The following is a 22445-nucleotide window of genomic DNA, read 5'->3' as shown; positions in this document are numbered from 1 at the left end:
TTATGAGTATCTTTAACAAACTCTTGTGATAAAGGTATAATTATAGGTGTTCTATCGACTGCGACAGGCTGTCTGTTGCAAGGTACATGGCTAAATATAATGAGAAAAAAGAATACTAAACAGATTCTGAATCATTACGCAGCATGGAAATATGTTGTGTTAATTGTGACAGTTTTAATAATGTTATTAAGTGCTATTCCAACGTGGTATGGCGACAATGAAGCTGTACAAATCAGCAATAAAGGCGGTCCAATGCCGACACCTTTTGAAATTCAAAAGGTGTTAAAAGAACATGATATTGTACCGCTAAAAATTGAACAAAAGCCTGATAAAACAATTGTTGTATTAGATAACACTAAACAGCAAACGGATACTAAAGCGGCGTTAGATACACTGTTGAAAAGTGAAAAACGTTTAACGCTAGCATTAGAACCAGCAGCTCCAATGTGGCTACAAGACATGGGCTTTGAACCAATTAAGCTAGGTCTTGACCTTCGCGGTGGTGTTCAATTTCTTTTAGATGTTGATGTTAAGCAAGTTTACAAAAACCATGCTCAGCAATTAATGGATGACTTACGCGTTAATTTCCGTAAGGAAGATATTCGTGGCGGTCGTGCTGAATTAAAAGGTATGGATGAAGTTATTGTTCGTTTGCCTAGTGAGGCGGCAAATAATAAGGTTCGCCAGTTTATTCGGGAACAGTACCCACAATGGCAAGCTACCAATGGTTCTGCTGATAATCTTCTTCTTACAATTAGTGAGAAAGAGAAAACAGATTTGCGTAACCTAACCGTTCAGCAGAACTTACAAACAATGCGTAGTCGTATTGAAGAGCTTGGTATCACGGAAGCATCTGTTCAGCGTCAAGGTGAAAACCGTATTCGTATTGAACTTCCTGGTGTTCAAGATCCAGCGGCAGCGAAAAATGTTATTGGTGCAACAGCAAGTCTTGCTTTCTATGCTGTGAAAGAAGAAGGCACAGGTAGCACAATGATTCTACCTGATAAGAATGGTAATCCTATTCGTGTTAGCCGTAAGCCTGTACTTACAGGTGATCACATTGTTGATGCGCGTGCAAGTTTCGGTGAAAACGGTACGCCTGAAGTAAATATTACGCTGGACAGTGCTGGCGGTAAGATCATGTCTGATTTCTCACGTATGAATGTGGGTAAACCAATGGCGACGTCTTACAGTGAATATAGCCGTAATGCCCAAGGTCAGACGGTACAAACTAATAAGATCATCAGTGTTGCAACGATTCAAACACAATTAGGTAGTCGCTTCCGTATTACGGGGGCAGGTTCGCTAGAAGATGCACAGCAACTTGCTTTACTTCTACGTGCAGGTTCGCTTACTGCGCCTGTAACAATTGTTGAAGAGCGTACTATTGGTCCAACATTGGGTGCTGAAAACATCAAAAATGGTTTCGCTGCACTTGCTCTAGGTATGGGTGTAACACTGCTATTTATGGCTGTGTGGTACCGTCGTCTTGGTTGGGTTGCTAACATTGCACTTATTACAAATATGATCATGCTATTTGGTCTATTGGCGTTGATTCCAGGTGCGGTATTAACTTTACCTGGTATCGCTGGTTTAGTGTTAACCGTCGGTATGGCGGTAGATACCAACGTACTTATATTTGAACGTATTCGCGATATGATCCGTGATGGTCGAAGCATGGCTCAAGCCATTGACCGTGGTTTTAGCAGTGCATTTGGTACTATTTTCGATGCTAACTTCACAACAATGATCACAGCTGTTGTGCTTTACTCTATTGGTAATGGTCCAATTCAAGGCTTCGCATTGACGTTAGGTCTTGGTCTATTAACAAGTATGTTTACTGGTATTTTCGCTTCTCGAGCCATTATTAACTTGGTTTGGGGTCGTGATTCGCGTCGAAATGTAAGGGTTTAACGCAATGAAAAATTGGATTATTAAAAACTTAACCAAATTGCGTTACATGACAGGTATTGTCTCTATCGCCTTAATGGTTATCTCTATTACTTTTATTTGTGTAAGAGGTCTTAACTGGGGTTTAGATTTTACTGGCGGTGTTGTTAGTGAAATTCAAATGGACAGCCAAATCACAAACAGTGAAATTGAGCCATTAATGGATGCAGGCTTTAATCAAGATGTTGTTGTTATTGCTGCAGATGAACCGGGCCGTTGGATTTTACGTTATGCAGCGCCAGCTAAAGGTGTTGACTATCCAGAAATTACAAAAGTTCTTGCGCCGCTCCATGCCAATATACAGGTGTTAAATACCAGTATTGTTGGTCCCCAAGTTGGTGCTGAGTTGGCCGAGCAAGGTGGTTTAGCGCTATTAGTAACAATGCTATGTATTTTAGGTTATCTAAGTTACCGTTTTGAATGGCGTCTTGCTGCAGGTGCATTACTAGCGTTATTACACGACGTTATTCTTGCTGTTGGTTTCTTTGCTATGACGCAAATGGAATTTAATTTAACAGTACTTGCTGCGATCCTAGCGATCCTAGGTTACTCGCTAAATGACTCAATTGTTATTGCTGACCGCATTCGTGAATTATTGATTGCGAAACCTAAGCAAGATATTGAAACGACAAACAATGAAGCGATTGTTGCAACGTTCTCTCGTACTATGGTGACATCTGGTACCACATTGATGACTATAAGCTCACTATGGTTATTAGGCGGTTCGTCACTACAAGGATTTTCTATTGCGATGTTTATCGGTATCTTAACGGGTACTTGGTCTTCAATCTCTGTCGGTACATTATTACCAGAGTATTTAGGCTTAAAACCTGAACATTACCAACCGAAACCAATAGCTGAAGAGCCTTAATCGGAAAATGTAGAGTTGTAAAGCTGTCCTTAAGCGAGTCTTAAGGGCAGCTTTTTTTTGCGTTAAATGTGATGTGACATGTGAAAATACCAACAATCGATTAACAATTTATTGGATAGTGAGCCAAACTTGATTTGCTGAAGTATTATCTAACAGGAGACGTTCAATGAAAAATAATATCACTGTAGTATTTGTCGCACTTATGATGCTCGGTTGTACTCATACTGCTAATAACGGAGTACGTTTCTTACCTGAACAGTATGTCAGTAATGTTCAACACGATAGCATTTATTATTATGGTTATAACCAAGGTTGCAAGTCTGTATTGGCTCAGAGAGGTCATTCGAATGCTGGTTTTAAGAAAGACTCGACATTAGATGGTTCAGACTCTCGCTTTAATATGGGATGGGATGATGGGATGCAAGCGTGTGCTACGGGAGAAATGAAAGTTATTGATGATATTAATGCTAAGAATTTATCTATTTAAAGTTGTAAATGCTGAAAATTCTAATTAATGGATAAGATGAGACCAATCTCAAATAACGCAATAAATAATTTGGTAAAAGAATATAGATGTAATAATCTTCTTACAATAAGATGCAAAATGTTCAGGTAAAAAAAAAACAGATCAAATGATCTGTTTTTTAGAGTGAATAATAAGAAAGCCTAGCCGTAGTATTTCTTAATCGTTCGTGTTTAATTTGTTTCTGTGTTTATGCTGCTTTTGCATCGATAATAGAGATAACATCTCCGTTATCGAAGTTGATAGTGGTTGCAACGTTGATTTCAGGTAACAGTAAATAGGCGCAATTGGTGCCATCGTCTGTGATAATTTCAACAATAACATTAAGTTGATTTTCTAAAAAATCACTTAAGCTTATATTTTTGCAATCAATATCAGAAATATGCAGTTTTTTATAGTGTCCTCTTGAATCGTGTACCCAAGTAGTGAAATTTTGCAATTCACTTTCCATTTGATATATAAAATCTGCCAGATTTCTCATAAAACGTCCTTTATGTTGATCAATATAAAATATTGACTCACATGTTCATTATGTACAAAAAACTAAATTATGAAATATAGTCCTGAAATTTTTTATAGATAGTGTGATCTGAAATGATATTTAAGGTAATTATTACTTTTATCAACATTTTTTATCATATGATTTATAAAATATAACAAAGAATAGTTTCATTAATATTTCAAAAAGGCATGGTAAATAGGTTGTTTTTTGTCAAAATATATGTTTATGGAATGTTTGTGGGCGAATTATTCGGTGTGTTACATGTATAATTTTGTTAATTAGGCATAGTGAAAACAATACTTTAAGAGAATCAATTGATAACTAATATTTAATTTATTTTTACGCTGATTAATTGTCATTATCTAAATCAAAGTAAGTGAACAATTGAGTGTTTAACTTAGTATGATTAAAGAAAATTTGTCTCATTCATGAACAAAATTCGCTATTATGTGTTGGTTTATAATAGTTACTTAATTGGTTAATTATGCCTAAAACAGCAGTAAAAGTTATACAAAAAGTTACATGGATAGGATCGATCGCCAATATTAGCCTCGCATTTATCAAAATTACTATTGGTAAAATGACGGGAAGTCAGGCACTTATTGCTGATGGTGTACATAGTTTTTCTGATCTAGTCACAGATACTGCAATACTTATTGGATCGCGTTATTGGACGGCGCCTGCCGATAAAGAACACCCTTATGGTCATGGGCGTTTTGAAACGTTAACCAATATATTTATTGGTATATTACTCGCTCTTGTTGGTATTGGTATTGGCTGGGAATCACTGACGTCTATTAGTGAACAATCACATAGTCATCCTGGTATGCTGGCGTTTGCAGCTGCAGTTACCTCAATTGTCGTCAAAGAAGTGCTGTATCGCTGGACTGCAGTGAAAGCAAAAGAAATTAATAGTCGGGCATTATATGCCAATGCATGGCACCACCGCTCTGATGCTCTTAGCTCTCTTCCTGTCGCTATTGCTGTTATTGCTAATTATTTTGTACCTGAACTGCATTATTTAGATCAAATTGCCGCGCTAATTGTTACGGCTATGATTTTAAAAGCAGCGGCTGAAATTTTATGGCCTGCGGTACTTGAAATTACAGAAGCGAAAGCTGACGCTGAAATTGAAAATAAAATTCAAGCATACGCGGCAGAGGAAAGGGATATCAAAGAAGTACATGCCATTCGTAGTCGTCGTACTGGCAGTACAATTTTGTTAGATTTTCATTTACTTGTCGATCCTGAAATGAGTGTAGATAAAGCGCATACGATTGCAGAAAATTTTAAAATGCATTTACTCGAAGTGTTAGATGAAGTGGTTGATATCATTATTCACATTGAACCTTTTAACTGCCAAGAACGAATATTAAATCCTTGTTGTGATAGCTGTGATGACAATAACTAGTTAATTTTGAGGCGATAAATTTAAAAAATTAAAGAGGCGATGTTGTTGCTGCACATTACCTCTTTATTTTTAAATATATCTATTGTTAGCAATATCAGCTATACACCTTCTTATAGTAGGGGATATATAATCAAGGCTACTTGGTTAATTGGGAAGATAATTAATAAGCGGCAAATATCTAAATTTAATGAAAGAATAAAGCCGCTATTAATGACTAGATAATAACCTGTTTAAGCCATGTATTAATATCGAACAGCTCGTTTTTATATTGCTCCTGCTCTACTGTTAATTCTGATATGGCGTTACTTATAGTGGCTGCATTATATTCAAGACCAAAGAGTGTTTTTTCAACTAGCTCAATAGGTGTAGGATCTAAGCTATCTGTGAACATTTTTACAGAAATGATATGACCTTTTTTAACATCTAAATGAAGTTCAACGCCTCCCCAAGAAAAGCGCTCATCAAGAGAATGCATAAACTGGGGCGTATTGCCAAAGTTCCAGTTCCAACTTGCTTGTTGTTGGTATTTTTCTTTAAATCCAGGTAAGTCTGGCAGGTTTTCTGGTGAGATATACTCAATATCTACACATTCACCATAGTGGGCAAAAAAAGAGGCTGTAATCGCTTTACATACACTTTTATGGTCTATATTTGGAAGAAGTTCATTTAGGTTGATAACGCGAGATCTGACGGATGTGATCCCTTTAGCCTCTAGTTTCTTTTTATCAGGATTTAGATAGTTAGCTAAACGTGTCAGATCTGCACTTAGAAGAAGAGTGCCATGATGAAACCCACGATCCATTGTCTCTCTATATGCAGAACCTGAAAACTTTCGATCACCGTCTTTTGTTGATACAACGAGATCGTTTCGACCTGTTGCTGCTGCGTTTATTCCAAGTTGTTTTAAGGCTGATAAAACGATCTCTGTTGAGACGTTTTTATCATATTTTGGTTTTCCTGCCATAAAAGTGAAATTAGTATTACCCAAATCATGAAAGACTGCACCGCCACCACTTTGACGACGAGCGAGGGTGATCTCATCCTGCTCCATTTTCCTAGTGTTACATTCTTTCCATGGATTTTGAGCTCGACCAATCACAACTGTATCCGCATTGCGCCATAAAAAGAGAACCTGCTGATTGGCTGGCATATTTCGGAAAATAGCGTCTTCAACAGCAAGGTTAAACCAAGGTTGTGTTGATTGAGAAATAAAAACACGTGTTGTTACGGACATTTAACAGACCTGACAATGACTAGACAATATAGTGAATTTACAGGGTAACGTTATTGAGGTAAAGCAGAGGAAGATTCTGTTTTTATTGTACAAGGAGGTGAGGTTTGGCTTAAATCGCTAAATGTAACAAAAGTAATAGTTAAAAAAAAACCAAATCACATATTATAAACTGGAAGAATATATGATTTGGGAATGATATTTATGTTTCTCTATAGAGAATTTTAATGCGTTTTATTGCTTAAAATTAGGATAACATTGCAGGTTGTCAGAACATATAGCTATTGTTGAAAGGTAAGGTTGATAACATAAATGTTAATTTTCTAACCTGTCCCTATAAAGCGTAGTTAAAGAATACTGACCTGAAAAGCAAATAATTAAAAAAGTTGAAATGAGTGCATGGCTGAAACCATGCCTCTAATCGTGATGAAAATTTATTGCTGGCTGGTTTGTGCAGAGGGCGTTGTACTTTCAACTTGTGTAACAACATCATAAGTGATGAAGTAACCCACAAGTAGAATAAGAGGAAGAAATTTAAACCACTTTTTCATTTTAATATACCGATAGTAGAGATAGCTTCTCACCATACCATGCAAAAATTTACGATAAAGAGCCATTAATGGAAAGTTAGGTTGCTTATGGAGTTCATATTATGACCGTTATTCCGAGGCTAATTTTTATATAAAAAAGCCGAACATTATGTTCGGCTTTGTGACTTATTATTCTTATTTGTTAGAAATAGAGGCGAACAACTGATTCAGCAACACAGCCAGGACGACGACATCCTTCAATTTCAACTGTAATTTCTTGCACAATTTCCAAGCCACGTTTAATTGGCGTGACGGATTGAATTTTAGTACGAGCACGCACATTTACGCCTGATTTTACAGGATATGGAAAGCGCACTTGGTTTAATCCATAATTCACGGTCATTTTGGCTGTAGGAAATTTTTGATCTTTAGGATCGACACTATCTGTTAATACTGATAATAATGACAGTGTTAAAAATCCATGAGCAATAGTTGTTTTAAAAGGTGATTCTGTTTGTGCGCGCTCTGGATCAGTATGTATCCATTGGTGATCTTCAGTGACATCAGCAAAATGGTTAATACGTGACTGCTCGACTGTTAACCATTCCCCAACATGAATTTCTTCACCTAATGTTGCAGTTAAGGTATTCATTAGCTTTTGAGCTTCAGGGTGCATCTCAATAGGTTCTGGCTTTTCAACTTCTATAGCATTGTCATTGGCGACAGAAACCAAGCTATGATCTTTAACCCATGAAGCAATTTGGCTATTGTTTGCTTTGTTTAAGAACTCAACCCAGTAATCTCGGATTGTTGGTGATAGCCAGTCTTTAAACTCAAACTGGTGATGCGCTAAGTCTTCACGCTTACGTTTGATAAAATCGACTACTTTTTCTTTCATAGAGCATAACCTTCGTTGATATAACCCACTTGTAGGGGGGCACGTATTTTAGCGAGATATTACATCTTCACAAACTTTTTCGTGCTTTGTGTCGCATAAATTAACTCATCCGATGAGTGAATTTTAGTTAAATCAATGAAATAGCGCAATGTATTAATGATAATTCCTTTATTAAGTTACATGCTAGTCAGAAAATTAATAACTAAATTAATGACTTAATAGTATAAGTATTATGTTAGAGAATATTGCACCTTTACTCTTCGTCATAAAAACATCCTTCCATTGTAGTAAAATTTTCATTTTTGTTTGCCAAAGTGTAGTGGTTTTTTATTAATGTTAAGGATCAACTGTGAAAAAACCATTATTTGCTGGGCTATTGATTTCGTCTTTATCTATACCTTTTTCTAACGCTCAGGCTGAAAGTCAATTTGATATACATTTAATTGGACGTGCATTGCTTAATGCTGAATCGCCAGAAGGTGCAGCTGAAATTGTTGCGTACCAGAATAACAAAAAACGAATATTTGCAATTAATGGATCTGGTTCGACATCGACGGTAGAAATTGTTGATATTGCTAATACCCCCTTAAAAAAACTCAAACGAACATCTGAAGGGGTGGTTAATGGTAGTAATTTAAAATCTAGCTATACGATTGATTTAAATAAATATACAGCAGGAAATGCGAATAGTATTGCGATTGCTGAAAAATCAGGATTAGCTGCTGTTGCTATGGCTGCTAATAAAACAGGTGAAAAAGGCGTCATTGCTTTTTATGACATAAGTAAAGACATACCTGCATTTATTAAGAATGTCGAAGTGGGTTATCTACCAGATATGGTGACATTTACACCGGATGAAACCAAAGTTGTCGTCGCCAATGAGGGTGAACCATCAGGGGATTACTTAACCGATCCTGAAGGCTCTATTGGTATTATTAGTATTAATAATGGCAAAGTGGCAGATAAAGCAGAATTACTCGACTTTACTTCTTTTAATGGCAGACAATCAGAACTAGAAAAACAAGGGATGGTTTTTTCTAATCCTAGCGGTCAAACCATTAAGGGCTCGAAAATTATAACAACAGTCGCCCAAGACATAGAGCCTGAGTATGTCGCTATATCGAAAGACAGTAAAACTGCTTATGTGTCGTTGCAGGAAAATAACGGTATCGCTATTGTTGATTTAGCGACAAATAAACTCACTTTAAAAGGCTTAGGTTTCAAAGATTGGTCTAAGTATAAGATGGATGCATCTGATAAAGATGGCGGCATTAATATGAAGACTTATTCCGGACTCTATGGCATGTACCAGCCTGACACATTGGCAAGTTACAGTGTAGATGGAAAGAACTTTGTTGTGATTGCAAATGAAGGTGATGGTCGCGAATATTTCTTTGATGCGAAAGATAAGGAATCATGTAAAGCACAAGGCGGAGTAGATTTTGACAAGAAAAAGGGCTGTGTGTCTTTTGTTAATGATATTCGCGCAAAAAAATTAACGCTTGCTGATAATTTTAATTATTTAAAAAATGATGAATCGGATATAGGTCGTCTTAAAGTTAATCCTCAGTTAGGTGATAAAGATGGCGATGGTAAGTATGAAGAGCTATATACCTTTGGCGGACGTTCTTTTTCTATTTTAGATAGTCAAGGCAAGATGATTTTTGATTCGGGTGATGAGATTGGACAACTCACCGCTAAAATTCACGGTAAAGCATTTAATAATGATGAAGATGAAAATGCAGGTGATGCGCGTTCTGACGCTAAAGGTGCTGAACCTGAAGCGTTAACCGTCGGAAAAGTGGGTGACAAGACATATGCTTTTGTTGGTTTAGAGCGCATGGGTGGGGTAGTTGTTTATGATATTACAGAACCACGTAAAGCGCATTATGTCGATTATTTCATTAATCGTGGTGTTGTAGAAGGCGAAGCGATCACGGGTGATTTGGCACCTGAAGGCATGACATTTGTGGAAGCAAAAAACAGCCCAACTCAAAAGCCGTTAGTGATTATTGGTAATGAAATTTCTGGCAGTATTGCGGTATGGGAAATCTCAACTAAGTAATTGTTAATAAATAAAAACGCCGATATCTTTTTTATTATATTAAGATATCGGCGTTGATGTGTGATTTAATTAAACAAGATGACGGTTATTATTGCTCTGATTTTGGCTGGCTTACATTACCTTCACGGAGTGACTTCAACACGGCATCTTTTGGACCATCGGCGACAATGCGTCCTTGCTCCATAACAATAAGTCGATCAACAATATCAAGCATACTGGTTTTATGAGTGATTAAAATCAGTGTTTCTTCTGGGGTCATATTAGTCAGTTGACGTTTTATATACATTTCAGAGCGGTTATCCATACTACTCGTTGGTTCATCCATAATCATAACGGGTGGGTTAGATAAGAATGCACGCGCAATCGCAATTGCTTGTCGTTGACCACCGGAAATAGCATGACCACCTTCACCAATTTGTTTTTCTAAACCTGCGGCATCGTGTTGTGTAAAGGCTGTCACGCCAGCACGCTCTGCTGCTAATAATATTTCATTATCACTGGCTAACGGGCGCCCCAATGTAATATTGTCACGAATTGAGCCAAAGAATAACGTGATATCTTGTGGAACACAGCCAATATTCCTACGGATATCAATATGATGAAGTTGATTAATATCAGTATCATCAATTAAAACAGAACCTTCTGTTGGTCTATATAGCCCCATTAACAAACGTTCTAAGCTTGTTTTACCAGAACCAATACGACCAATAATTGCCACTTTTTCACCAGGATTAATGGTGAGGTTAATATTTTTTAGCGCGGCATGTGTTGCATTGGGGTAAGCAAAGGATACATTATCAAATTCAATTTTTCCGCGAATAACAGGGCGATGAATGTAACGTTTACCATCTTCTTGCTCTAATGGCATAGCCATCAACTGTTCAATGACCGTCATTGCTGATTTTGCTTGGTTATAACGGGTAGAAAGTAGGGCAAGTTGTACCATTGGACCAACCGCACGCCCACTTAACATGGTTGAGGCTATCAAACCACCCATAGTGAGGTCGCCATTGGCAATTAAATACACGCCTACCACAATCATTGCGACAGAAACGAACTGCTGTAAGAAACCTGCGGTATTTTGTACAGAGTCTGTTAAACGACGTGATTTTAAACTCCAGTTAGACATATGCGCGACAGCTTCTTCCCAACGGTATTGGAATTGGCTTTGTGCGCCAAACATTTTAACTGTTTCTAAACCTGATAGGCTTTCGATGAGGTTGGCATGTTTTTGCGAAGAAAGACGTGAGCCTTCTTCAATACTTTTTCGAAGTGGGCGTTGGATAAAGAAGCTATACGCCACTAATATGAGTACAGCAATCAAAGGTACTAATGCTAAAGGCCCTGCCATTATGTAGATGATCAGTAGGAATAGCAGAGCAAAAGGTAAATCGATTAATGAAGATACGGTTGCCGAGGTAAAGAACTCTCGAATAGATTCAAACTCTTGTAAGTGGCGAGCAAACGCACCAACAGAAGCTGGTTTTGCTTCCATACGAATACCCATGACACGGCTAAATATTTTTGCTGATATTAATATATCTGATTTTTTACCAGCAAGATCGATGAAATAGCTTCTCAGCAATTTTAATATCAAATCGAAGACAAAAATAACCGTAATACCAATGGCTAGCACCCATAATGAATCAAACGCTAAATTAGGTACAATTTTGTCATACACTAAGCGAGTGAAAAGGGGAGCGGCGATGGCAAATATATTGATAAGAATTGAGGCTATCAATACATCACGGTAAATATTACGAGATTCCCATAAGGTACTCCAAAACCAGTGGCCATCACGCGTTTTTAAAATTTCAGGCGAGCGTTCATCGTAGCGGAAGCGCTTTTTGACTAAAAATAACCGGCCCGTGTATTGCGCATTTAATTCATTCAATTTGATCCATTGTTCACTACCTTCATTTTGTGGCAGGACAACTTCGGCTTCACCTTTTTCTTTATCAATACTTAAAACGACACATGCGTCTCCACCTTTAAGTAGAGCGATGACAGGAAATAGAAGAGAAGAGATACTCTTCAATTCCATTTTTGTTTCTTTGGCTTGCAGTCCTGCTTTTTCTGCTGCGCGAGGAAGAAGAAAAGGAGAAAGTAAACCATCAGTTAATGGTAAATCTGCCACGAGAGCATCTGGTGAATTTGCTTGACCATAAAAACGGCTGACATATACGAGTGACTGAAGTAAAGGATCTTTCATTTTAATTCTCGTGATTCAATTGATCAGTAACAAAACCTTGGAACCCGAGGATATCCATCGCAGCTAATTTATCTTTTTGCTCAGCCGTTTCTACGCGTGTTGCAATTGTGGTGACAGAAAGGTTATTGGCCGTACGTGTGATAGATTGAAGTACATCCGTTTTTATCTGATCATCGAGTTGTGAAGTATAAGCAAAATCTAATTTAACGTAGTTTGGGCGGAGACGATTTAAATAACCAGCTGAGCTAAAGTTATGCCCGTAATTATCAATACCAAAGCGGAAGCCATTTTGATGAATGATTTCACACAGTAAAGATACATTGTCAATTTGCTTAATAAAGCAAATTTCAGGTAATTCGAATAAAACACGATCTTTAATTTGCTGTGAACTTTGGAGCTTGCTGTTTAACCAACGAATGAAACCCGTATCGTTAATACTGCTTTGTGTAATGTTAATCGCAATAGGAACAGAGGTTGGATTTCTCTCTATATCGCTAAATAATGCATCAACGATGTAGCGGTCAAAATTAGCACCTTCATTGAGTTGTTCTATCGCAGATAAAAATTGACCGGCATTAAAGCGCTGGTTGTCTTTTTGAATGTAAGCGAAAGCTTCTTTATGCAGTATTTTATTGCCAACATTGATCGCTTTTTGGAATGTGAAGTGGATAAGCTTATTGGCGATAGCTTCATCAACCAGTGCTTTCCATTGTTGCTTACCTAATGATGCCGTTTCTTTCTTCTCATGAGATTCAATCAGCGCGAGTGGTTCTTTAGGCTCTTGTCGTGCTTTGTTTAACGCATTATCAGCACTGGCTAATAATGTAGAGATTGTTTCATTGTCTGAACAAATCACAATGCCGACAGCAGCATGTAATGGTGCTATGCCTAATGGATCTGAATTAAGTTCTGAAGTCATGTTAAGCATTTTTCGACCAGTTTCGATAAGTTCTTCTTTGGTCGCGTTAGGAGATATTAAAGCAAACTCTGATTGGTTTAGACGTGCAATGGTTACATCGTCATTCGACAGTTCTTTTAAGCGAGAAGAAACTTTTTGAACTAATTGGTCACCAGCTTCATAGCCGGATTGAGTATAGCTATCTTCAATATCATCTGCTTTCAATAACGCCATACCGCCACTTGGTTTATGAGATAGCCAGGTGTTAATTTTTGATAGGAGATAACTACGGTTAGCCAAACCTGATACAGGGTCTTGATAAGCACGAATACGAAGGTTGTCTGCCTCTTGTGCTTGCTGTTCAAAGTGACTTTGAAGTTGTTGGTTCATTGAGTTAAAAGCGGTAACCACATCAGCTAGATCGCGGGTGAGAGGCATTGGAAGAGAAGATGTGAAATGCTGTGATGCCATCTCTTTTGCACTATTTTGGATCTGTTTTAACGGTTGTAATACTTTATTGAGAACAAGCGATAAAACGATTGCACCTAAAACTGAACATATAACGAAACCTAGCATGAGCTGCACGGTAGCTTTCCACAATTGTTGGTAAGCTGTAGCTGGGCTACTTGTTACTGTAAGGTTTGCAAGTTGCATCCAACCACTTGCAAGTGTTGTTGATTGCGTGATCGGTTCAATATTAATGAGGCTTTGGAACCAGCTAGGTACACCAGCAACCTTCTGAGGATACTGACGAACGATTTTCTTGTCGGAATCTAAGAGCTCAAGTTTAACTTCACTGTAAAAACTTGAGTCAAACGTTGCGCTTATCACTGATTCTGCAGCAACCATGTCTTTATTTTCAAGGTAAGGAGACAGGGCAAAACCAACAGAGCTTATTGCATTCGTTAACTCTGTTGATTGCTGGTGAACAAGATAGTCTTTTGTAGTACTGAATTGGATTGCAAAGACCGCACTGATAAATGCGAAAAATACAACCAGCATCCATAGTAAAAGCTGTCGATAAAGTGTCATTGATGTTCACTCGTTAATAAGTATTTTTAGGGCGGTGTAGTATTATTTTATTGGAACGATCACGGAGGTCGTTCCATAGGCTAAGACGTGACGCTTTTCCTGCGACTTGACTTTGCCCTCTATTTTTCATTAGCCACAACTTGCTACCATTAAAGCTGTAAATCGGTAGTAAATCTTTTCGTTGTGTTGCAGGTGAAATTTCACCTTTTAAGTTATCTAAAATTAGAGGTACAGAGGAGGGAGTAGGGTAGTAAGCGACAACCATGTGGAATTGATTCAGTTCTAAAGCTTTTACGTAAATTAATCGCAGCTTTTTATCTGGTATGCCCAGTTCTCTTAATGCTTGGTATTTGGCGATACTAAAATCTTCACAATCACCGGCACCTGCACCTACAAATTCATAAGGTGTGGCCCAGTAATCTTCTTTACCCCATAACTTCTCATCACTGATAAAAACAAATTGATTGAAAAAGTTATTAACAGCTTTCAGTTTTTGCTGTTCACTTAAGTGTTGTGAATTTTGGATGAGTGCTCGCCACGCAGTCGCTCGTTTCCCAGCTCTTTCTCCGTAAAAGTGTTCTATTTTTGCGATCTGTTGCTTGTTCGTGGCAGCGAATACATTCACTGCCACGACTAAACACAGAGCCCAGAAGATTATTTTTTTCAACGTGGATTCTATTTATTAATTTTCACGAACAGTATAGATACTCCATTCTTTCACAACGTTACCTTGAGATCCAACAACTTGAGCGACAACGCGACGGCTAAGTGCGTTACTTTCTTCAACATCTGACGCTTTCACAGGATCGCTATCACCAAAACCAATAGTTTTAATGCGAGACGGTGCAACCCCTTCAGTGATCAGTGCTTGTCGAATAGCTGCAGCACGGCGCTTTGATAACGCAACATTGTATGCCGCGTTACCAACTGGACTCGCATACCCTTTTAGTTCAATGTGTGTTTTGGGGTATTTGGCTAAAAATTCACTCATATTGCTAATGTTTTCCATATAGCTTTCAGGGATTTCTGCAGAGTTATTAGCAAATAATACGTGAATATTATTCTCTTCTGAATTTTTAACATATGTAGGACAGCCATCGTTATCTACGACGGCATCTATAGGCGTATCAGCACAGCGGTCACGCTGATTGATCACACCATCACTATCTGCGTCAAACAGATCTTTTGTTTGCTTTGCAATAGGAGGCTGCGGTACAGATAGTGAACAACCAAGTAAAGAAAAAGACAGTAAAACCGTGATTACGTATTTCATTTTTAATCCTTTTATTTAACAGACTTTGCCCAAGTTTCTGGGATCTCAACGCGCATCTCATCAAGGATTAGACCGGTTGCATTAAGAACACGGTATTTTGCTAAAATACCATCATATTCAGCTGCTAAATAAGCTTTACGTGCTTCAAATAATTCGTTTTCGGTGTTGAGTACATCCAGTAATGTACGCTGACCAATCTTAAACTGTTTTTCATATGCGATAACGGTACGTGCAGAGGCATCAACGTGCTCTTGCAAGAACAGTTTTTGTTTTTTCGCTAAATCTAGTGCGCTCCAAGATAGGCGAGTACCTTCTTCTAACATGTGGTGAGCACGATCACGAATGTCTTTAGATTTGTTAATTTGGTATGCAGCACGACGAGATTTTGCTACATCACTGCCACCGTTATACAGGTTATAGCGCATTTTTAGCATGGCTTTTAGCTCATCAGTTTTACCTTCAGAGCCATTTAAGTCATCTCCCCATTCTTGTGATGCTTCTATACTAAATGATGGGTAGAACGTACCTTTTGCTTGCTTGTACTGATATTCAGCAGCGTCAATGTCATTTGAGGCAACGTGTACCACAGGGTTATTTTTCTTCGCTTTTTCTAATGCATCATCTAATGATTTTGGTAGGTAGTTCACGTCAACTTCAGGCTTTACAAGATCTTTAGGATACTGGCCAACGATACGCACAAACTGGGTTATCTTGTCTTGCAAATTGCTTTGTGCTGCCAGTAGATTTGTATTAGAACTGGCTAAACGGCCTTCGACTTGTGCTAAGTCAGCTGTTGATCCAATACCTGAGTCTGCACGTTTTTTAATGTCTGAATACATTTTTTGATGAACTTTAAGGTTTGATTCAGACAAAGCGAGTACATCTTGAGCATGAAGCACATTTAGATATGCTTCTGTGCTTTTTAATGCTTTGTCTTGTGCATCAGACAGTAATTGATAACGCTCTGCTTCTGTTTCTGACTTATTACGTTGAATATCGTTGTACGTAATCGAGCCATCCCAGATTAGCTGTCGAATGTTGATTTTCGCATTACGAGGTTTATATTCACCAGAAGGGCTTTTCGCTTTGTAATCGTCATAGCCAACACCCGCTTCAAGATCGACACTTGGTAGGTAGTCACCTTTTGAAGCATTGATCAATTGATGCTTACTTTGGAACTCATTGTAGGCACTTTTAATCTCTGGATTACTTGAGAGCGTTTCAGCTACAGCTTGTTCCAATGATTGCGCCATTACAGGCGCAGCCATACATTGAAGACCGATGAGAAGAGTAATTTTTTTTAATTTATATTTCATAGTCACTTCATTATTCTCTTAACGCGGTATGTCGCGCTTTGAGTATTGGTTTAAGAAGGTAGTCAAGTACAGAGCGTTTTCCTGTAATGATATCAACGGTGGCTGTCATACCGGGTATAATCGGTAAAGCTTCGCCATTAGGTCCCTTTAAACTACTCGCATCAGTACGAATTCTGACTTGATAGAAACTATTGCCTTCTTTATCTTGGATTGTATCTGCACTGATTGTTTCCAATGTTCCATGTAAACCACCATAGCTAGTAAAATCATAGGCACTAAACTTAATAATTGCAGGTAGATTTGGTCGTAGAAAGCCAATATCTTGCGGTGCTATTTTAGCTTCTATTAGCAAGGTATCTTCCGTTGGAACAATTTCCACAAGTGGCATGCCTGGTTGAATAACACCACCTACAGTATTGACATATATTTTTTGAATTGTGCCAGTTACCGGTGAAACCACGGTTGTTCGTTTAACACGATCTTCTAAACCAATTTGGGTTTCACTTAAGCTCCCTAATTTGTCACTGGTTTCATTTAGTTGTGCTTGAATATCTGAACGGAACTGTAATGCAATATCAATGTACTTAAAGCCAGCTTCTTGAATCGCTGCTTGCGTGACAGGGATTTGCATTTTTGCAGAGTTTAAATCACGTTTCGTATCGTTGAGTGACCGTTGTAACTTCAGTAATTCTATCCGTGGTACAACACCTTCCTCAGCTAATGGTTTCGTAATATTGTATTCTTTTAGAGCAATATTGTAGCTGTTACGTAAGTTGCTGACTCGAGATTGTGTTTCAGCCAACTCTCTTTCTTTTTGCGATGCTTGCTCAGAAGCAACAGAAAGCTGGTTTTGTAGGTTATTTAATTTGTCGGTAAATTGATTGAGCTGCCGACGAACTAATGCTGAATGTGCTTTTTTAAATGTATCATCAAAAACAGGTGGTTTACGTTCAATCGTGACACTATTTCGCCAATGCGTATTATCGGCTTTGTTGCTCACTGTAACGCTCGCAAGTAACGCATTTAAACGTTGGGAGTCTGCTTGCATAGAAGCTAAGCTTTGTGTTTTTTCTTTAAAATCGGATTTAAATTGCGTGTCATCAATTAATAATAGTGTTTGACCTTTCTTTACTTGTTCACCTTCTTTAACAAGCACTTTTTTGACAATACCACCTTCCAGGTTTTGAACGACTTGAAGTTGAGATGACGGAATAACTTTTCCGCTACCGGTGGTCACTTTATCTAACTTGGCAAAGTAAGCCCAAATGAAAGCCGTGACAAAGAATAAGATCATTACCCACAGAATAACACGAGCGCTTTTAGGGGTATTAAGCAACAATGCTGCTGATTTATCATCCACATACTCTAGGTTGTCTGCTGAAATAGAAGTGTTTTTCTTGTTCATTAGTTGTCCGCGTTAGATGCTCACTAAAGGGAAATGCTGACCGACGTCCATGTATTTTGTTATTTAAAATGGTCGTTCGCATTACAGTTTTTATACTATTTACTGTATGCTATCAACACTAGTATCATTAAGTTTGCAGGGCATTTTTTCGCTCTTATTTGTTCTTAATTGGTATTTATTATTGATATTTCTATGAAGTATGTTACAAAAGCTTGCAAAATCATAGTTGAATAATAAGAATTTTTAGCTAAATATGTCGTCAAATTATTGACGATATGTTTTTTTAAATCAATTAAAAAAATACCGTTTTTAATAGAAAACCTCTATCGATTATAAAAACATCAATTGGTGGTGCGTAACATGTTCTGTATGACTGGGATCGTTACTATCAAATTGAATAAACAAAAAAGGTTAAGAGAGTATGACTACCATTGATAATAAGAATTTAGGCATGATCAAGCTTGTGAATGGAGACGGCTTTATTCTTAAGGCTGGTGATAAAGTTCAGCCAATTATTGATGAGCATACTCTTCAACCTGATGAAATCGTTGTTACTAATGGTAACGCTAAATTTATTATTAACAATAATGGCTTTGAGCAAGTCATTAATCAGACATGCCCAACTTGCGTAGTAACAACGCCTGTAGGTGTTAAAGCAACGGATCTTAATAACAAAATCGCGTTTAATCATGAGGGAGCGGAACATACAACTTTCGCTTCTGACGACATTGATGCAATTCAAGCTGCGATTTTAAACGGTCTGGATCCTACTCAACTTTTTGAAGCACCTGCGGCTGGTAATGAATCTGCAGGTAATGTAGGCCTTAATGGATCATCTTCTGCTGCAAGTTTTATAACGATTAATTACGATAACGATGCACTTTTAGCTGAAGCTGGCTTCGATACGGCTTATGATCCAAGTCGAAATATAGATAACCTAGATCCACGGGCTATTTTAGTTCCTGATGGTGGCGAACTAGGCTCATTACTTATTACTGAGGGTGATCTCAGTGATAATACCTATCCTGTTGTTTCTTCGACATCTATTTTTGTAGAAGCGGCAACGCTTCCTCTTGAGACTTCATCGTTTGTATTTGATCCTCTCACCATCAATAATGTTTTAAATGAATTAAACAGTGAGATCACATCAGGCGGTCAGGCTGTTACTTTTGTCTACGATAAAGTAACGAATATGATCATCGGTACTCTCGATGGTCAACCTGTTATGTCTATTGCATTAGAAGCAACGTCAGAAAATGGGCGTGATGTAACGGTGACAGTAACCACAACGATTAATCAGCCACTTGACCACTCTGGTGATAATGTTTCTGGCTTAGTCAATCGTGATGGCGATCAAATCAATATTGATGTTGCTATTCAAGCAACAGATAGCAGTGGTAATGCATTAGATAAGCCAATTAATGTTGAGATTGGTGTTATCGACGGTGCAAATCCCGAATTTGGTACTGATACCGGCGTGACAATTAATGAAGGCACTCAAGCTGATCAGGTTATTGACGGAAAGGTTCCACTTGATGTTGGTTCTGATGCAATCGCAACCATTCATTTTAATGCTGAACAAGCAGGCTTAACGGCAATTACAAGTAATGGTCGAGAAACAACGTTTACCGTTGATGGTAATGTTTTAACTGTTTTAGATTCATCTTCGCAACCTGTGATGGTGGTGACCATTGCGAATGATGGTACCTACACTGTAAAAGTGACTGGGCCTATTGACCAAAACAGTGACGATATCGCGAATATTAAATTAGATGTTACTGCGACAGATAAAGACGGTGATACCGCTCAAGGTGAGTTAAATATCACCATAAATGATGGCACTGATGCTGCGGGTGGGGAACGCGTTTCTATTACATTAACGGAAGGTGATATTGACGTTGATGGGAGCGGTACAAGCACGGGTGGCGCAGATACCACTTACCCAGTAGAAAAAAACGGTGAGCTTACGCTGGTTGCGGGGGAAGATCGCCTCGATCCAACCACCGTTGCCATTGATGCGACGCAGCAAACGGATTTAATTAAAGAGCTAAACGCAGAGCTTACATCTGGTGGCAAACCATTAACCTTTACGATTGACGCTAATGGTAACTTAGTCGGTACCATTGCGGGTACTGATACAGTTGCCGTACGAGTTGAATTAATCCCAACGCAAGTGGGTCAAAACGTTAACGTCGAAATTCAAATCATTCAAGAATTACCACTTGATCATAACCCTTCTGGAAATTCACAAGGTTTTGTTACTGTGAATGGCAGTAACATTTCAATCAATCTTCCTATTCAAGCAAAAGACACTGATGGTGATTTTCTTGAAAAACCTGCGCAAGTAGATATCACGATCAATGATGGTGATAATCCTGTTTTTGGTATTGATCTTGGAACAGAAAATCCAATTAATGAGACCGATGATCTAGGTAAAGTTGTCGATGGGAAAATCCCCCTTAATATTGGCTCAGACGAAATATCTCACATTCACTTTGATGCTGAACAACCAGGCTTAGCGAATATTACGAGTGATGGCAAACCTGTTACTTTTTCTGTTTCAGGTAATACCATTAACGTCGTTGATGCTGAAGGCAAGCCTGTAATGACTGTTACTATCGCTAATGATGGTAGCTACAAAGTTATTGTAGAAGGCGAGTTGGACCAAGATAGTCTTAATATTGCGAAAATAGAATTAAACGTCACTGCAACAGATAAAGACGGCGATACCGCACAAGGCCAACTAAATATTCAAGTAGAAGACGGTGCAATTGCCGGTGGCGGTGAGTCTGCAAGTATTACGATTACAGAAGGGGACTTAACCCCAGAAGGTAATGAAGTCGGGTATCCCGTTTCAGCAAGTACTTCTTTAACGATTACCGCTGGTGCTGACCGATTAGACCCAAGCTCGATTACGATTGATGAGAAACAACTCGAGGCTTTAAAAAATGAGCTTACAACAGAGCTTAGTTCTGACGGTAAGCCATTAACATTTACTTATGATGTAGCAACGGGCGTATTAACCGGAAGCGCAAATGGTGCAACTGTTGTTAGCGTAACATTGACAGCCCTTCAAGCAGCGAATGGTAAAGATGTTGATGTAAAAGTTACCATGACTCAGTACGGACCATTAGATCACAATGGTAATGAGATCGATGGTCTAGTCGCTAACCATAATGATCAAGTTGTTATCGATTTACCTATTCAGGTGAAAGATACCGATGGTGATTGGTTAAAAGATCCTGCAACCGTAGATATTACCGTTGTCGATGGCGAAATCCCTGCTTTTGGTGTGGATAGCAAAGCGACCTTAAATGAAGGTAAGGATGGCATTGCAACCGGTACGGGGAATATTGCTGTTGATAGCGGTAGTGATCAGGTCGTTAAGGTTACGTTTGAGGCGAACCAAGACTCCCTTAATGGTTTAACCAGTAATGGTCATGCTACAACTTATTCACTGAGTGCTGATGGCACTACGGTGACGGTGGTATTAGCGAGTGATCCATCGCAAGTGGTAATGGAAGTGACTATTGATATCAATGGTCATTACGTTGTAACGCAAAAACAACCTATCGATCAGGTCGATGATACTGCAGCTGATAATGAGAACATTGCTTTATCTGTTGTGGCAGAAGATAGAGATGGTGACGTAAGCAAGCCAGGTAATATTGAGATTACTATTCATGATGGTGCCAATGCATCAGGTAATGAGCAAGGAGCTATTACTATTACAGAAGGTGATTTAACACCTGAAGGTAATGAGCAAGGTTACCCAGTAAGTGGTAATACAACCATAGCTATTGCTGCGGGGGTTGATCGTCTTGATCCGACAACAGTGACCGTTGACCAGACACAAGTTAATGCGTTGATCCATGAGTTAACTACTGAACTTACAACAGCAAATGGTACGGCAATTAACTTTAGCTATGATGCTAAAACGGGATTAATTACAGGTACTGCGGGTGGTGAAACGGTATTAACGGTAACTGTGAGCGCTGTTCAAGCGGTAAATGGGCATGATGTTGATATTAACGTGTCTATTACGCAATTTAAGCCACTTGATCATAATGACAATGGCACCGATGGCTTAATTAAAAGCGTTGATGACAAAATTGTTATTGATGTTCCAGTCCAAGTTAAAGATACCGATGGTGATTGGTTAGACAAACCTGCCAATGTGGATATCACTATCGAGGATGGTGCGAACCCTGAATTTGGTACCGATAAAGGTATCATCATCAATGAAACCACCGACGCTGATAAAGTGATGCAGGGTCAGATCCCGTTAAATGTCGGCTCTGATGATATTCAGACCATCCACTTTAATG

Annotated in this window: 15 protein-coding genes; 6 read left to right on the top strand and 9 right to left on the bottom strand. The window is 38.4% G+C overall.

What is annotated here, in order from left to right:
- Window positions 1-99 precede the first annotated feature (99 nt).
- The 3 genes from secD to C9J38_RS08340 all read left to right on the top strand — a co-directional run bounded on the left by secD (window position 100) and on the right by C9J38_RS08340 (window position 3308).
- On the top strand, window positions 100-1914 hold the full coding sequence (gene secD / locus C9J38_RS08350; protein WP_107206665.1) for a protein translocase subunit SecD: 1815 nt from the start codon (window positions 100-102) through the stop codon (window positions 1912-1914).
- A gap of 4 nt (window positions 1915-1918) precedes the next feature.
- Window positions 1919-2821 (top strand): protein translocase subunit SecF, encoded by a 903-nt coding sequence (secF, locus tag C9J38_RS08345; protein ID WP_107206664.1) that lies wholly within the window; start codon window positions 1919-1921, stop codon window positions 2819-2821.
- Window positions 2822-2987: 166 nt separating this feature from the next.
- Complete coding sequence (locus C9J38_RS08340) at window positions 2988-3308, top strand: hypothetical protein (RefSeq protein WP_107206663.1); 321 nt, start codon at window positions 2988-2990, stop codon at window positions 3306-3308.
- A 226-nt stretch (window positions 3309-3534) separates the two neighbouring features.
- Here C9J38_RS08340 and C9J38_RS08335 read toward each other — a convergent pair whose 3' ends face one another.
- Complete coding sequence (locus C9J38_RS08335; protein WP_107206662.1) at window positions 3535-3825, bottom strand: hypothetical protein; 291 nt, start codon at window positions 3823-3825, stop codon at window positions 3535-3537.
- A 505-nt stretch (window positions 3826-4330) separates the two neighbouring features.
- On the opposite strand from C9J38_RS08335, the gene C9J38_RS08330 reads away from it, so the two are divergent.
- A complete protein-coding gene (locus C9J38_RS08330) occupies window positions 4331-5257 on the top strand; it encodes a cation diffusion facilitator family transporter (RefSeq protein ID WP_107206661.1) in 927 nt (308 codons plus the stop codon).
- A 214-nt stretch (window positions 5258-5471) separates the two neighbouring features.
- On the opposite strand, the gene C9J38_RS08325 is transcribed toward C9J38_RS08330, so the two are convergent.
- Both C9J38_RS08325 and C9J38_RS08320 read right to left on the bottom strand, forming a co-directional pair.
- A complete protein-coding gene (locus C9J38_RS08325; protein WP_107206660.1) occupies window positions 5472-6491 on the bottom strand; it encodes a lipoate--protein ligase in 1020 nt (339 codons plus the stop codon).
- A gap of 729 nt (window positions 6492-7220) precedes the next feature.
- Complete coding sequence (locus tag C9J38_RS08320) at window positions 7221-7916, bottom strand: MaoC family dehydratase (protein ID WP_107206659.1); 696 nt, start codon at window positions 7914-7916, stop codon at window positions 7221-7223.
- 349 nt (window positions 7917-8265) lie between these two features.
- Here C9J38_RS08320 and C9J38_RS08315 point away from each other — a divergent pair, with 349 nt between their 5' ends.
- Window positions 8266-9981: a choice-of-anchor I family protein gene (locus C9J38_RS08315; protein WP_107206658.1), complete on the top strand. Its 1716-nt coding sequence runs from the start codon at window positions 8266-8268 to the stop codon at window positions 9979-9981.
- 88 nt (window positions 9982-10069) lie between these two features.
- Here the strand turns inward: C9J38_RS08315 and C9J38_RS08310 are convergent, their stop codons facing one another.
- From C9J38_RS08310 to C9J38_RS08285, 6 genes are read right to left on the bottom strand one after another with little or no spacing between them, the layout of a single operon-like run.
- The gene (locus C9J38_RS08310) at window positions 10070-12193 is read right to left on the bottom strand and encodes a type I secretion system permease/ATPase (protein ID WP_107206657.1); all 2124 of its coding nucleotides are present in this window, start codon (window positions 12191-12193) and stop codon (window positions 10070-10072) included.
- Between the two features lies 1 nt (window position 12194).
- On the bottom strand, window positions 12195-14123 hold the full coding sequence (locus C9J38_RS08305) for an EAL domain-containing protein (RefSeq protein WP_107206656.1): 1929 nt from the start codon (window positions 14121-14123) through the stop codon (window positions 12195-12197).
- Window positions 14124-14136: 13 nt separating this feature from the next.
- Window positions 14137-14790 carry a transglutaminase-like cysteine peptidase gene (locus C9J38_RS08300; protein WP_107206655.1) on the bottom strand — a complete coding sequence of 218 codons (654 nt, stop codon included), beginning with the start codon at window positions 14788-14790 and terminating at the stop codon, window positions 14137-14139.
- 15 nt (window positions 14791-14805) lie between these two features.
- Window positions 14806-15396 carry an OmpA family protein gene (locus tag C9J38_RS08295; RefSeq protein ID WP_107206654.1) on the bottom strand — a complete coding sequence of 197 codons (591 nt, stop codon included), beginning with the start codon at window positions 15394-15396 and terminating at the stop codon, window positions 14806-14808.
- A gap of 11 nt (window positions 15397-15407) precedes the next feature.
- Window positions 15408-16712 (bottom strand): TolC family outer membrane protein, encoded by a 1305-nt coding sequence (locus C9J38_RS08290; protein ID WP_369917486.1) that lies wholly within the window; start codon window positions 16710-16712, stop codon window positions 15408-15410.
- Window positions 16713-16722: 10 nt separating this feature from the next.
- The gene (locus C9J38_RS08285; RefSeq protein WP_107206652.1) at window positions 16723-18117 is read right to left on the bottom strand and encodes an HlyD family type I secretion periplasmic adaptor subunit; all 1395 of its coding nucleotides are present in this window, start codon (window positions 18115-18117) and stop codon (window positions 16723-16725) included.
- 421 nt (window positions 18118-18538) lie between these two features.
- On the opposite strand from C9J38_RS08285, the gene C9J38_RS08280 reads away from it, so the two are divergent.
- A partial coding sequence (locus C9J38_RS08280) for a retention module-containing protein (RefSeq protein ID WP_146144060.1) occupies window positions 18539-22445 on the top strand: 3907 nt, incomplete at its 3' end.

This window comes from Photobacterium sp. GB-210 (genome assembly GCF_003026075.1).
GTDB lineage: Bacteria > Pseudomonadota > Gammaproteobacteria > Enterobacterales > Vibrionaceae > Photobacterium.
The sequence above is the reverse complement of the archived record's forward strand: the minus strand, read 5'-3'. Positions and strand labels throughout refer to the sequence as shown.